Genomic DNA, 14344 nt, shown 5'->3' with positions numbered 1-14344 from the left:
TAGGCTCTCCCCCATGGTCGCCGTCCGCCCCTTCCGGTCCTGCGACGAGGTCCCCCTCGTCGCCGCCTGGAACCGCAGCATGCCCGCCGACCCGACGACGTCCCGCTGGTTCGGTGACCGGGTGCTGCTCGATGCGAACTTCGACCCCGAGGGCCTGCGCGTGGCCGTGGACGGGGACGAGGTGGTGGGCTGCGCGTACGCCGTCCGCCGCCTCGTCCCCCTGGCGCCCGGCACGGGCCTGGAGCCGGACGCCGGCTGGATCCCGTTCTTCTTCGTCGTCCCGGAGCACCGGGGCGGCGGCCTGGGGCGGCGGCTGGTCGGCGAGGCGGTGGCGTTCCTGGAGGGCCTCGGCCGCACGACGGTGGACTTCTCGTCGTACACCCCCAACTACGTGCTGCCGGGCGTGGACGCCGAGCTCTATCCCGGCGCCTACCGGCTGCTGGGCGAGCTCGGCTTCCGTACGCTCTCTTCACCGGTCGCCATGGACCGCACCCTCGTCGGCTACCAGGCCCCGCCCGAGGTGCACGGGCTGCTGCGCGAGCGGGAGCGCGAGGGGTACGTCTTCCGCAGCCCCACCGTGGGCGAGCTGCCGGAGCTGATCCGTTTCGCGGCCGGCGCCTTCAACCCCGACTGGGGCGAGGCCATCCGGCAGCACCGCGACCCCGAACGCGTCGTCATCGCGAAAAAAGACCATATAGAGGGCTTCGCCCTGTACGGGGCCTACCGCGGCACCCCCGAGCGCTTCGGCCCCTTCGGCGTCGACCCCGGCCGGCGCGGCACCGGCCTCGGCAAGATCCTCCTCCACCTCACCATGACCAGGATGCGCGCAGAAGGACTGCATTCGTCGTGGTTCCTGTGGACCGGCGAGGCCACTCCGGCCGGCCAGCTCTACACCAAGGCGGGCTACGAGGTCACCCGGCGGTTCCACGTGATGCGACGGACCGCCTGACCGCCGTCGGCCTGCCGGCGTTGACGGGCCGGGCGTTCCCCGTGGTCGCCGGGTCCGCCGCGGCCGTCGCGGCGGCCAGAGTGTCGGTGCCCCCGGTCTGCGCCTGATCCGGGTCTGGCGTGGGCGCAGGCCGTCGAGCGCGGCTCTTCCTGAGCCCCGAGAACGTCAACTACCACCTCTACCGGGCCTTTCCCCAGCTCCATGTGACCAGCAGAGCACAGCTCTCCGGGCTCGCCCTGACCTGACCTGCAAGCAAGATCAAGCAGGTTCCAAGTCAGTAGCAAGCCGGGTCATTGATGCTGATCTGCGGAGGATAATGATCCTTTGCGAAGCGAGCAGATGACCCCACGGAGAAGACCCGCGCCGCGGACGCACGCGCCGACCATGCGCCGGTGAGCCGCCCGCGCGACCTCGCGCGCCCAGCGACGACCTCGCCCGGGCACGTTCGACCTTTGCTGGAAAGAGGACACATGAACACGGATGTGACGGGCGCGAACCGTCCTCTCACCGACTCGCCCGGCCGCCTCCACGAGGCCGTGGAGGCGCAGTGCCGGCGTACGCCCGATCGTGTGGCCGTCGTCGCGGGCACGAGCCGGCTGACCTACGCCGAGGTCGACCGCATGGCCAACGGGGTCGCCGACGCCCTGGTCGCGAGGGGTGTCGGACGCGGCGACCTGGTCGGGATCTGCCTGAGCCGCGACGAGTGGCTGGTGCCCGCGCTGATCGGGGTGCTGAAGGCGGGGGCGGCCTACGTGCCGCTGGACCCGGCCTACCCCGCGGAGCGGTTACGGTTCATGGCCGAGGACTCCGGCGCGGGCGTGGTGGTCACCTCTGCGGCGCAGCGCGACACCGCGGCGCTGACCGGCGCCGGCACCGTGCTCGTCGACGACACGACGCCCGCGGCGCGCGGGCCCGAGGTGCCCGGCGAGCCGGGCGACGCCGCGTACGTCATCTACACCTCCGGCTCCACCGGCCGCCCCAAGGGCGTGGTCGTGGAGCACCGCAACACCCTCAACTTCGTGCGCTGGGAGGCGTCCGCCTACACGGCCGAGGAGCTGAGCGGCATGCTGGCCGGCTCCTCCATCTGCTTCGACGCCTCGATCACGCAGATCTTCACGCCGCTCTGCGCCGGCGGGACCGTGATCATGGCGGACAACGTGCTGTCGCTGCCGACGCTGCCGGCCCGCGACGAGGTGCGCACGGTCTTCGGTGTCCCGTCCGCGCTGTCGGTGCTGCTGCGCGAGCCGCTGCCGGACGGCGTGCGCATGATCCTTTCCGGCGGCGAGCGGCTGACCGCCGCCCTGGTCGCCCGCATGTACGCCAACCCGGGCGTACGCCGCGTGCTCAACATGTACGGCCCCACCGAGTGCACCACCGGCTGCACCCTCCATGAGGTGAGCCGCGGCTCCCAGGACGACCCGCCGCTGGGCGGGCCGATGGCGAACGCGCTGCTCAGCGTGCGCGACCCCGACGGCAGGCCGGTCGCCGACGGAGACGTGGGCGAGCTGTGGATCGGCGGGCCCGGCGTGACCCGCGGCTACCTGGGCCACGAGTCGCAGGCGTTCCGCACCGAGCCGGACGGCACCCGCGTCTACCGCAGCGGCGACCTGGTCCGGTGGGTGGACGGCCTGCTGCGTTACGTGGGCCGCGCCGACGACCAGGTCAAGATCCGCGGCTACCGGGTGGAGCTGGGCGAGGTCGAGTCGGCGCTGGACCGCCACCCCGCCGTGCACCGCTCGGTCGTGCTGGCGGACACCGACGACGACGGCATCGCCTACCTCGCCGCCCACGTGGCGGCTTCCGGCGTGACCGAGCCCGAGCTGCGCGACTGGCTGCGTGACCGCCTGCCCGACCACCTGGTCCCGGCCAGGATCGGCGTGACCGCCGACCTGCCGATCGCCCCGATGGGCAAGGTGGACCGCGCGGCCCTGCCCAAGCTGCGCGCCGCCCGTACGGGGAGCGAGGCGCTGGTCGCGCCACGGACGGACGACGAGCGCCAGGTGGCCGAGGTCATCGCGGACGTGCTGGACCTGCCTGAGGTGGGCGTGCACGACCGGTTCGCCGACCTGGGCGGGCACTCGCTGGCGGCCGCACGGGTGGTGACGGAGCTGTCACGGCGGCTCGGGCACACCGTGCCGCTGGCGGCGTTCCTGACCGAGCCGACCGCGGCCGGGCTCGCGGCGCGCCTGCGTGAGCCGGGATCGGCGCCGGTGCGGCGGACCGGCGCGACCCGGCACCCGCTCACCGCCGCGCAACGCGAATTCTGGACGCTACGCCAGCTGCACCCGCACAGTCCGGTCACCACCGTGTCGGTACGGCTCCGCGTACGCGGCCTCGGCGGAAGCGCGCCGCTGCGCGCGGCACTCGACGCGATCCTGCGCCGGCACGAGGCCCTGCGCAGCACGGTCTCGGTCGGCGAGGACGGCGTCCCGTACGCGGTCGTGCACCCGCCCGTCCCCGTCCCTCTGGTCGAGCATCCGGCGGGCGCGGACCCGGTGAAGGTGGCCAGGGCCGCCGCGGAGCACGTGTTCGACGTGACGAACGAGGTGCCGCTGCTGCGCGCGAGCCTGTGCCCGGCAGGGGACGACGTTGCCGAGCTGGTGCTCGTGACGGACCACCTCGCCTTCGACGGCGGTTCCGTCGGCGTGCTGATGGAGGAGCTGGCCGCCGAGCTGGCGGGTGAGCCCGTCGCCGAGCCTGCGGTGCAGCTCGGCGACGTGGCGGCGCGCGAGCAGGAGGGCCGGGCCGACCTCGCGCGGCTGCGGGAGTTCTGGCGCACCGAGCTGGAGGGGGCGCCGGTGGCGGGGCCGCCGCCCGGCGACCTGACGACCGGCCGGGTGATCAGGCCGCTGCCCGAGGAGTTCACGGACGGCGTGGCCGCGCTGGCCCGCACGTGCGGCACGACCCCGTTCGCGGTGTATCTGGCCGCTCTCGCCCTGGCCGCCGGGGAGCCCGACACGCTGATCGGCATGGTCGCGGCGCGGCGCGCCGAGCCGGAGCTGGCCCGGATCGTCGGACCGCTGATCGACACGGTGCCGGTGCGGCTGCGGACGGATGCCGCGCCGACCTTCCGCGACCTGGTCAGGCAGGCCGGGGAGGCCAGCACGCGGGCGCTGGTCCATCAGGAGGTCCCGCCCGCCGACCTGCCCCGCGCCCCGGCGCTGCTGGCCATGCAGCACGCCGAGGTGCCGGTGCGCGCCGGCTGCCTCGAACTGCTGACCGAGGTCGGCTCGGGCGCGGCGGTGCACGAGTTCAGCGTCCTCGTCAACCGGACGGCCGCCGGCGCCGAGCTGCACCTGGAGTACGCGGTCGCGCTGCTCGGCAGGCAGGCGGCCGAGGCGTACCTGGACCGGCTGCTGTGGCTGCTGCGGCGCGCGGTGGCCGAGCCGGACCTGGTGATCGCGGCGTTCGAGCCGATCACCCCCGACGAGCGCGCCGCGCTGCTGGCCCGCGCGGCCGGGCCGCGGCTGCCCGACGACCTGCCGCCGGTGCCGTCGGCGCTCGCGTCGCACACGGCGGGCACGGCGGCGGTCGGCCCGGACGGCGTCACGCTGAGCCACGCCGAGCTGAACGACCGCGCCGACCGGATCGCGGCCGGGCTGCTGGCGCACGGGGTGTCGCGGGGCGACGTGGTCGGCGTCCGCGTGCCGCGCGATCACATGCTGCCCGCGGTGCTGCTGGGCGTGTGGCGGGCCGGGGCGGCGTACCTGCCGCTGGACCCGGACCACCCGGCCGAGCGGCTGCGCCTGCTGACCGAGGACGCGGGCGCCCGCGTGGTGCTCACGCGCGGCGAAACGCCCACTGAAACAGGGCCGGTGGCGCTCGACGCGGACCGGCTCGCGGCGGGTCCGCGTGCGGACCTGCCGGAGGTCCGCGCCGACGACCTGGCGTACCTCACCTACACCTCCGGCTCCACCGGCGCCCCCAAGGGCGTGGAGGTCACCCACGGCGGCCTGGCCGCCCTCGTGGCCGGGATGATCTCGACGCTCCGCCTCGGCCCGGCCGACGTGCAGCCCGCGGTCGCGCCGCTGAGCTTCGACGCCTCGGCCTCCGAGCTGTGGAGCGTCCTGACCGCCGGCGGCACGTCGGTGGTGGTGGACCGGGCCACGGCCGCCGACGGGCACGCGCTGGCGGAGCTGATCACCACGAGCGGGGCCACGGTGATCGACCTGGTGCCGACCTCGTACCGGATGCTGGTCGCGGCCGGCTGGGCGGGCGGCCCGGCGCTGCGCGCCGTCGCCGGCGGCGAGGCTCTGGACCCGGCGCTGGCCGAGCAGATCCTGCTCCGCGTCGGCGAGCTGTGGAACGCCTACGGTCCCACCGAGACCACCGTCACCTCGACGCTGCACCGGGTGCGCGCGCACGAGGCCGACCGGGTGCCGATCGGGTCGCCGATGCCGGGCGAGCGGGCGTACGTGGTGGACGCGCGGCTGCGGCTGGTGCCGCCGGGCGCGGTCGGCGAGCTGCTGCTGGGCGGCGCCGGAGTGGCCCGCGGCTACCGGGGCCGGCCCGAGCTGACCGCGGCCGCCTTCGTGGCCGACCCGTTCACGCCGGGCGGCCGGTGCTACCGCACGGGCGACCTGGTGCGCTGGCGGCCGGACGGGACGCTGGAGTTCCACGGCCGCCGCGACCACCAGGTGAAGGTCCGCGGCTACCGGATCGAGCTGGGCGAGATCGAGGCCGTGCTGCGCGAGCTCGCCGACGCCGCGGTGACCGTGGCGGGCACCGACGCGCAAGCCCACCTGGTCGGCTACGTCGCGCCGGAGACGGCGGACCTGGCCGCGATCGAGCGGCACGCCCGGTCCCGGCTGCCCGGCCACATGGTGCCGCGCCGCTGGGTCGCCCTGCCGGCCCTGCCCACGCTGCCCAGCGGCAAGGTGGACCGGGCCGCGCTGCCCGAGCCGGACACCGGCCCCGACCCGGCGCGGGTCGCGCCGGCCACCGACGCCGAGCGCCTGGTGGCCGCCGTCTGGGCCGAGGTGCTCGAACGGCCCGAGGTCTGGGCCGGCGACGACTTCTTCGCCCTCGGCGGGGCCTCGTTCGCCGCGACCAGGGTGGCCGCCCGCCTGCGCGAGATGTTGCAGCTCGCCGTGCCCGTGCGGTTGCTGTTCGACCGCCCGGTGCTCGCCGACTTCGCCGCCGCGCTGGAGGAGCTGCTGGCCGCCGACCTGATGGAGGGGAACGAGGGATGACCGAAGTACGTGAGGACCGGATCGCCGAACTCGTCCGGTCCAGGCTCGCCGCCGCGCTGAAGCAGAACGAGAAGGCCGCCGCCCCCGGCATCCCGGCGACGTCGGCCACGGACATGCCGCTGTCGCCGGCGCAGCAGCGGCTGTGGTTCCTGGCCCAGCTCGAACCGGACACGCCCGCCTACAACGTGCCGCTGACGCTGCGGCTGCGCGGCCCGGTGGACGTCGCCGCCCTCACCGGCGCGGTGGCGGACCTGGCCGAGCGGCACTGGGTCCTGCGCGGCGTCATCGAGGACGGACGGGTGCGTCCCGTCGCCGCCGTGCCGGTGCCCGTGGTGGACGTGGACCCGGCGGAGCTGGAGCGCGAGCTGACCGCGCACGCCTGGCGGCCGTTCCGGCTGGACGCCGAGCCGCCCCTGCGGGCCACGGTGTTCCGGCTCGCGGGCGACGAGTGCGTGCTCGCGCTCACCCTGCACCACATCGCCACCGACGCCTGGTCGGAACGCGTGCTGCTGGACGATCTCGCCCGCCTGTACGCCGCCCGCCTCGGCCTGGAGCCGCCGCCCGCTCCCCCCGCCCTGCAGTACGCGGACGTGGCCGCGTGGGAGGCCGGGCGGCCGGACACCGACCTCGACTGGTGGGCCGGGCACCTGGCGGGCCTGCCGCCGGTGCTCGACCTGCCGCTCGCCCGCCCGCGCCCGTCCGTGCCCGGATGGGAGGGCGCGGCGGTCCCGTTGGAGGTGCCCGCGCCGCTGGCCGCGAAGGTGCGCGCGGTGGCGGGGACGTCGCCGTTCATGGTGTTCCTGGCCGGGTTGCAGGCGTTGCTGAGCCGCCTGTCCGGCGTCGAGGACGTCGCCATCGGGGTGCCGCACGCGGGCCGTCACCATCCCGACGCCGAGCGGGTCGTCGGCTGTTTCGTCAACACCCTGGTGGTGCGCGGCGACACCTCGGGCGACCCGACCGGCGCGGAGCTGCTGACGCGGGCGCGCACGGCGGCGCTGGACGCGTACGCGCACGCCGGCACGCCGTTCGAGCGGATCGTGGAGCGGCTGCAGCCGGAGCGGAACCTCGCGGTCACGCCGCTGTTCCAGGTGATGCTCAACGTCTACGACACCGGCGCGCCGGTGTCGCTGGCCGGGCTGGAGGTCGAGGCCGGGTCGCCGGACGCGCCGACCGCGAAGTTCGACCTGAACCTGGAGCTCGGCGACGACGGCACCCGGTTCGCGGGCGAGCTGCGTTACCGTACGGACCTGTTCGACGAGGCCACCGTGCGGCGGCTCGCCGCCTGGTACCTGGAGCTGCTGGACGGCATGCTCACCGACCCGGACGCGCCGGTGCGGCTGCCGGCCGGCGACGACCTGCGCGGCCGGGACGCGGACCTGCCCGTGGACGTGCCGCTGCACACGCTGGTCGAGCGGGTGGCCGACGCCCGCCCGGACGCGGTCGCGGTCGGCTCGCTGACCTACACGGACTCGCTGACCTACGCGGAGCTGGACCGCCGCGCCAACCAGGTGGCCCAGTGGCTGCTGGCGAGCGGGGTGCGGCCGGAGGAGCCGGTCGGCGTGCTGCTGGAGCGGCGGCCCGAGCTGGTGGTCGCCATGCTCGGCGTGCTCAAGGCGGGCGCGGCCTACCTGCCGCTCGACCCGGTCTATCCGGAGCGGCGCAACCAGGCGGTGGTGGCCGACGCCGGGGCTCGGTTCGTGCTCACGGACGCCGAGCTGGCCGCCGCCGCGGACGCCTCCGCCGAGCGCCCCGGCGTGGCCGTGCGGCCGGCGCATCTGGCGTACGTGATCTACACCTCGGGCTCGACCGGGCGGCCGAAGGGGGTCGCGGTCGAGCACCGGCACATCACGCACTATCTCGGCGCGGTGGCCGAGGTCGTCCCCTCGGGGCTGACCTCGTACGCGCTGGTCTCCACCGCCGCCGCCGACCTCGGCATGACGAACGTGTGGTGCGCGCTGACCACGGGCGCCACCCTCCACCTGATCGACCACGAGACGGCCACCGACCCGGCCGCGTTCGCCGCCCGGCTGGCGGCGCACCCGGTGGACGCGATCAAGATGGTGCCCAGCCAGCTCGAACTCCTCGGCACGGCCGCGTTACCGGAGAAGCTGCTGATCCTCGCCGGTGAGGCGGTGCCGGCGGACCTGGTGGCGCGGGTCCGTGAGGCGCGGCCGGACCTGGAGGTGCAGATCCACTACGGCCCCACCGAGACCACGGTGTCGGTGCTGGCCTGCGACGCGAGCGAGAGCTCACCCGGCCGGGCGCCGCTGGGCCGGCCGCTGGCCGACGTGGTGTGCCGGGTGGCCGACCCGTCCGGGCGGGCGCTGCCGCCCGGCGTTCCCGGCGAGTTGTGGATCGGCGGGCCCAGCGTGGCCCGCGGCTACCTGGGCCGCCCCGACCTCACCGCGGAGCGCTTCACCGGCGGCTGGTACCGCACCGGCGACCGGGTCAGGGTGACCGGGGACGGGATCGTCGAGTTCCTGGGGCGGATCGACGACCAGGTGAAGGTGCGCGGTTTCCGCGTCGAGCTGGGTGAGGTCGCCGCGGCGCTGCGGGCTCTGCCGCAGGTCGCGGAGGCGTACGTGCAGCCGGTCGGCGCCGGCATGGAGCGGCGCCTGGCCGCCTGGGTGACCCCGGCGACGGTGGACGCGGCCGAGGTGCGGGCGGCGCTGCGCGAGCGGCTGCCCGACTACATGGTGCCGGCCGCGATCGGCGTGCTGGAGGCGCTGCCGCTCACCCCGAACGGCAAGGTGGACCGGGCCGCGCTGCCCGTGCCCGAGGCGGGGCCCGCGGTGCGGGTGCCGCTGGGCACTCCGGCGGAGCGCCTGGTGGGCGAGGTCTGGGCCGACGTGCTCGGCCTCGCGGAGGTGTGGGCGGACGACGACTTCTTCGCCCTCGGCGGGCACTCGTTCGCGGCGACCCGGGTGGCCGGGCGGCTGCGGGAGCGGCTGGGCGCGGCGGTGCCGGTGCGGCTGCTGTTCGAGCACCCGGTGCTGGCCGACCTGGCCGCCGCGCTCCCCCGCCCGGCCGAGGCCGCGCGGGTGCGGCGCGCGCCGGCGGACGGGCCGGTGCCGCTGTCCGGGGTGCAGGCCAGGCTGTGGTTCCTGGCGCAGCTCGAACCGGACAGCAGCGCCTACAACGTGCCGGTGGCGCTGCGGCTGCGCGGCCCGCTGCGGGCGGAGGCGCTGCTGGGCGCGGTACGCGACCTGGCCGAGCGGCACCACGTGCTGCGCGGCGTGATCGACGACTCCGGCCCCGAGCCGGTGATGGTGGTGCGCGACGCCGGCGAGGTGCCCGTGTCCACCGCGCGCGTGGACCGGTCGGAGGTCGAGGACGTGCTGGCCGCGCACCTGGCCACGCCGTTCGCGCTGGACCGCGAGCCGCCGATGCGGGCGGTGCTGCTCGCCATCAACGATGCTGGGGGCGACGACGAGCACGTGCTCTCGCTCACCTTCCACCACATCGCCACCGACGCGTGGACGCGCGGCCTGCTGCTGTCGGAGCTGTCCGGCCTGTACGCCGCCCGCCTCGGCCTGCGCCCCCCGCTCGACCCGCCGCCCGCGCAGTACGCCGAGGTGTCGCCGGTCCCCGACCCGGCCGACCTGGACTGGTGGGCCGGGCACCTGGACGGCCTGCCGCCGGTGCTCGACCTGCCCACCGACCGGCCGCGCCCTGCGGTGCCCGACCCCGGCGGGGCCGCGCTCGACCTGGAGCTGCCGGCCGGGCTGAGCGAGCGGGTCAGGGCGGTGGCCGCCGCCTACCGGTCCACGCCGTTCATCGTGCTGCTGGCCGGGCTGCAGGCGCTGCTGGCCAGGCTGTCGGCGAGCGCGGACATCGCGGTCGGCGTGCCGGTCTCCGGCCGCGACCACCCCGACACCGAAGGCGTCGTGGGCTGCTTCCTCAACACCGTCGTCGTACGGACCGACGTGGGCGGCGACCCGACCGGGCGCGACCTGCTGGCCCGCGCGCGGGAGTCCGCGCTGGGCGCGCTCGCGCACGCGGGCACGCCGTTCGACCGGGTGGTGGACCGGCTGCGGCCGGAGCGGAACCTTGCGGCCACGCCGCTGTTCCAGGTGATGCTCAACTACATCTCCGGCGTGGCGCGGCCGGAGCTGGCCGGCCTGGAGGCGTCCGAGATCCACCTGCCGGAGCTGACCACCAAGTTCGACCTGAGCTGGCACGTCGTCGACGAGGGGCCGGGCGTGCCGCTGCGCGGCGGGCTCGCCTACCGGACCGACCTGTTCGAGCCGGGCACCGCGGCCAAGCTGACCCGCTGGTACACGGCGCTGCTCGACGGGCTGCTCGCCGACCTGGACGCGCCGGTGGGCGCGGTGCCGCTGGAGCCGGTGACCGGCCCGGTCGTGGCCGGCGGGCCGCCGCCCGAGCCGGCCGCCGGGGCGGTGCACCACCTGATCGAGCGCTGGGTGGACGAGACTCCCGGCGCCCCGGCCGTGGTGGGCGCCGACCGCGCCCTGACGTACGCGGAGCTGGAGTCGGCCGCGAACCGGATCGCGCACTGGCTGCTGGAGGCCGGGGTGGGCGCGGACGAGCCGGTCGGCGTGCTGCTGGAGCCGGGCGCGGACCTCGCGTGCGCGTTGTTCGGCATCCAGAAGTCGGGCGGCGGCTACCTGCCGATGGACCCGGCGTACCCGGCGGCGCGGATCGCCGCGATGCTGGAGGCCGCAGGGGTGCGGGCCGTGGTGACGGTGGGCGAGTTCGCGCACCTGATCGGGGACGGCAGGCGGGTGCTGACGCTCGACCGGCCGCCGTCCCTGCCGGACACCCGCCCCGAGGTCGACGTACGTCCCGAGCACCTGCACCACGTGATCTTCACGTCGGGGTCCACCGGCACGCCCAAGGCGGTGGCCGCCGAGCACGGCGGCGTGCTGAACTACCTGGGCGGCATGCTGCCGCGCATCGGCGTGCCCGGCGGGTCGTTCGCCGTGGTCTCCACGCCCGCCGCCGACTTCGGCCTGACCTGCGTGTTCGGCGCGCTGACCACGGGCGGGACGGTGCACCTGGTGCCGCGCGAGACCGCGATGGACCCGGCCGCGTTCGCCGGCTACCTGGCCGAGCACCAGGTGGACGTCGTCAAGTGCGTGCCGAGCCACCTGGAGCTGCTGGCCTCGGGCGGCGACCTGGCCGCCGTGCTGCCGCGCGAGCTGCTGATCCTGGCGGGCGAGGCGTGCCCGTGGGACCTGGTGGAGCGGGCCAGGGCCGCCCGGCCCGGGCTCAGGATCCAGAGCCACTACGGCCACACCGAGTCCACGATGATCTGCCTGGTGTGCGACACCGAGGAGATCCCCGCCGACCGGCGGACCGGCATCGTGCCGCTGGGCCGTCCGCTGCCCGGCGTGTACGGGCACCTGGTGGACGCCGCGCTGCGGCCGGTGCCGCCCGGTGTGCCCGGCGAGCTGGTGGTCGGCGGCCCCGGCGTCACCCGCGGCTACATCGGCCGGCCCGAGCTGACCGCCGAGCGGTTCGTCCCCGACCCGCTGACCGGGGAGGGACGCTGCTACCGCAGCGGCGACCTGCTGCGTGTCACCTCCGACGGGCGGATCGAGTTCCGCGGCCGGGTGGACGACCAGGTCAAGGTGCGCGGCTACCGCGTGGAGCTGGGCGAGGTCACCACCGCGCTGCGGGCGCTGCCGCAGGTCGCCGAGGCCGTGGTGCTGCCCGTCGGCGAGGGCAAGGCCAGGCAGCTCGCCGCCTGGGTGACGCCCGCGACCGTGGAGGCCGCGGCCGTGCGCTCGGCGCTGCGCGAGCGGCTGCCCGACTACATGGTGCCGGCGCACGTCGTGGCGCTCGACCGGCTTCCGCTCAACCCCAACGGGAAGATCGACCGGGCCGCCCTGCCCGAGCCGGTGGCGGAGCAGGCCGCGTACGCGGCGCCCTCGACCCCGAACGAGGAGCTGGTCGCCGGGGTCTTCGCCCAGGTGCTCGGCGTCGAGCGGGTGGGGGCGGGCGACGACTTCTTCGCCCTCGGCGGCGACTCGTTCGCCGCGGTGCGCGCGGTCAAGGAGATCGGCCGCGGGCTGCGGGTGATCGACCTGTTCACCCGGCCCGCCGTGGCCGAGCTGGCCGCGTTCCTCGGGCGCGAGGACGGCGGTGGGCTGCTGCACCGCCTGGGCGGCGGCCGTACCAGCGAGTTCACGCTGGTGTGCGTGCCGTACGGCGGCGGGTCCGCGGCGGTGTACCAGCCGCTGGCCAAGGCGCTCGGCGACCGGGTGGAGGTGCTCTCGGCCGAACTGCCCGGCCACGACCCCGCCCGCCCCGACGAGCCGCCGCTGCCGCTGGAGGAGCTGGTGGACGTGCTGGCCGCCGAGGTGGCGGAGAGCGCGTCGGGCCCGGTCGCGATCTACGGCCACTGCGTGGGCTCCGCGCCCGCCGTCGCGCTCGCGCGCCGGCTGGAGGCGGACGGCGTGCCCGTGCTGGGCGTGATCGCCGCCGCGAGCTTCCCCGCGGCCCGGCTGCCCGGCGCGATCAGGCGGCTGTTCGGCGGCGACCGCTGGGTGTCGGACCGGATGTTCCGCGACGCGCTGCGCGCCTCGGGCGGGCTGCTCGACGACATGGACGAGGCCGCCAAGCGCACCGCCGTACGCGCCATGCGGCACGACGCCGACCAGGCGCAGGAGTGGTTCAGCCAGGAGCTGGCCGGCGAGGGGACGCCGCTGCGCGCCCCGATCCTCAGCCTGGTCGGCGAGCGCGACCGCGCCACCGAGCTGCACGAGGAGCGCTACGCCGAGTGGTCGGCGTTCGCGCCACGGGTGGAGCGGGCCGTGCTGCCCAGGGCCGGCCACTACTTCCTGCGCCACCAGGCCGAGCCGCTGGCCGCCCTGGTGCTGGAGCACCTGACCCGCTGGGCGGCCGGAACACTGCCGGAACCGGTACGACCACCCGAACGTACGCGGCTGTGGCCCTTCTACACGGTCGCGAGCGGGCAGATCGTCTCGGCGCTGGGCACGGCGCTGAGCTCGTTCGCGCTCGGCGTGTGGGCCTACCAGCGCAGCGGCGAGATCCTGGACCTGGCGCTGGTCACGATGCTGGCGCAGATCCCGGCCGTGCTGCTCACCCCGCTGGGCGGCGCGCTGGCCGACCGGGTGGACCGGCGCAAGATCATGCTGGCCTGCGACGCGCTGTCCGGGCTCGCCATGGTGGCGCTGGTGCTGCTGCTGACCACCGGGGGGCTGGAGTTCTGGAACGTCTGCCTCATCGTGGGCGTGACCTCGGTCGTGTCGGCGTTCCAGCAGCCCGCCTGGCTGGCGGCGGTCGCGCAGCTGGTGCCGAAACCGTACCTGCCGCAGGCCAACGCGCTGGCGAACGTGGGCTTCGGCGTGGGCAACGTGGTCGCGCCGCTCGCGGGCGGCGCGCTGATCGGCCTGTTCGGGTTGTCGGCGGTGGTGGCCGTGGACGTGGCCACATTCGCGGTCGGCGTCGTGACGCTGCTGCTGGTGCGCTTCCCCGACCGGCTGTTCCACCGGCGCGAGGAGACGTTCACGGCGGCGCTCACCGGCGGGTGGCGGTTCCTGCGCAGGCGGCGGCCGCTGCTGGTGATGGCGCTCTACTTCGCGGTGGTGAACTTCTGCACCGCGCTGATGTGGGTGCTCGTCACCCCGGTCGTGCTGTCCATCGGCGACTCGGCCGACCTGGGCGCGGTGACCGCCATCGGCGGTGTCGGCGCGGCCCTCGGCACCGGCGTGGTGCTGGTGTGGGGCGGCACCCGGCGGCGGGCCACCGGCATGATCGGCTTCGTGGCCGGGTCCGGGCTCGGCGTGATCCTCATGGGCGTGTGGCCGGTCGTGTGGCTGGTCGCGGCCGGGCTGTTCATCCGGCTGGCGTGCATGAGCATCGGCAACGCGCACTGGCTGTCGATCATCCAGGTCAAGGTGGGGCCGGAGCTGCAGGGGCGGGTGCTCGCGGTGAACATCATGATCGCGACGGCCATGCAGCCGATCGGCTTCCTCGCCGCCGATCCGCTGGCGGAGTGGGCCGGGCGGTTCACCGACGGTCCCGGCGGAGGCGCGGGGGCGGTGCTGCTGGCCAGCGGCGTGTTCCTGGTGGTGTGGGGACTGCTGGGGCTGCGGTACCGGCCGCTGCACCACCTGGAGGACCTCGTCCCCGACGCCGCGCCGCCGTCCGAGGCCGCGGCCGACCTGGACGCCATTCAGGAGAGGGTGCTGAGCGCGTGAACATGGAACTCGCA

General features: G+C 75.6%; 4 protein-coding genes. All 4 read left to right on the top strand.

What is annotated here, in order from left to right:
- Positions 1–13: 13 nt before the first annotated feature.
- The 4 genes from ABD292_RS10405 (at position 14) to ABD292_RS10390 (ending at position 14330) form a co-directional block, all read left to right on the top strand.
- A complete protein-coding gene (locus ABD292_RS10405; RefSeq protein WP_344206875.1) occupies positions 14–949 on the top strand; it encodes a GNAT family N-acetyltransferase in 936 nt (311 codons plus the stop codon).
- Positions 950–1068: 119 nt separating this feature from the next.
- Positions 1069–1194, top strand: coding sequence for a hypothetical protein (locus tag ABD292_RS10400; RefSeq protein WP_344206874.1), 126 nt, complete (start codon positions 1069–1071; stop codon positions 1192–1194).
- A gap of 225 nt (positions 1195–1419) precedes the next feature.
- On the top strand, positions 1420–6141 hold the full coding sequence (locus tag ABD292_RS10395) for an amino acid adenylation domain-containing protein (protein ID WP_344206873.1): 4722 nt from the start codon (positions 1420–1422) through the stop codon (positions 6139–6141).
- Positions 6138–14330, top strand: coding sequence for a non-ribosomal peptide synthetase/MFS transporter (locus tag ABD292_RS10390; RefSeq protein ID WP_344206872.1), 8193 nt, complete (start codon positions 6138–6140; stop codon positions 14328–14330). Before ABD292_RS10395 ends, ABD292_RS10390 begins: the two co-directional genes overlap by 4 nt.
- Positions 14331–14344: the final 14 nt, after the last annotated feature.

The sequence above is a fragment of the Nonomuraea bangladeshensis genome (genome assembly GCF_039529455.1).
GTDB lineage: Bacteria > Actinomycetota > Actinomycetes > Streptosporangiales > Streptosporangiaceae > Nonomuraea > Nonomuraea bangladeshensis.
This window is presented reverse-complemented; position numbering and strand designations above follow the sequence as displayed.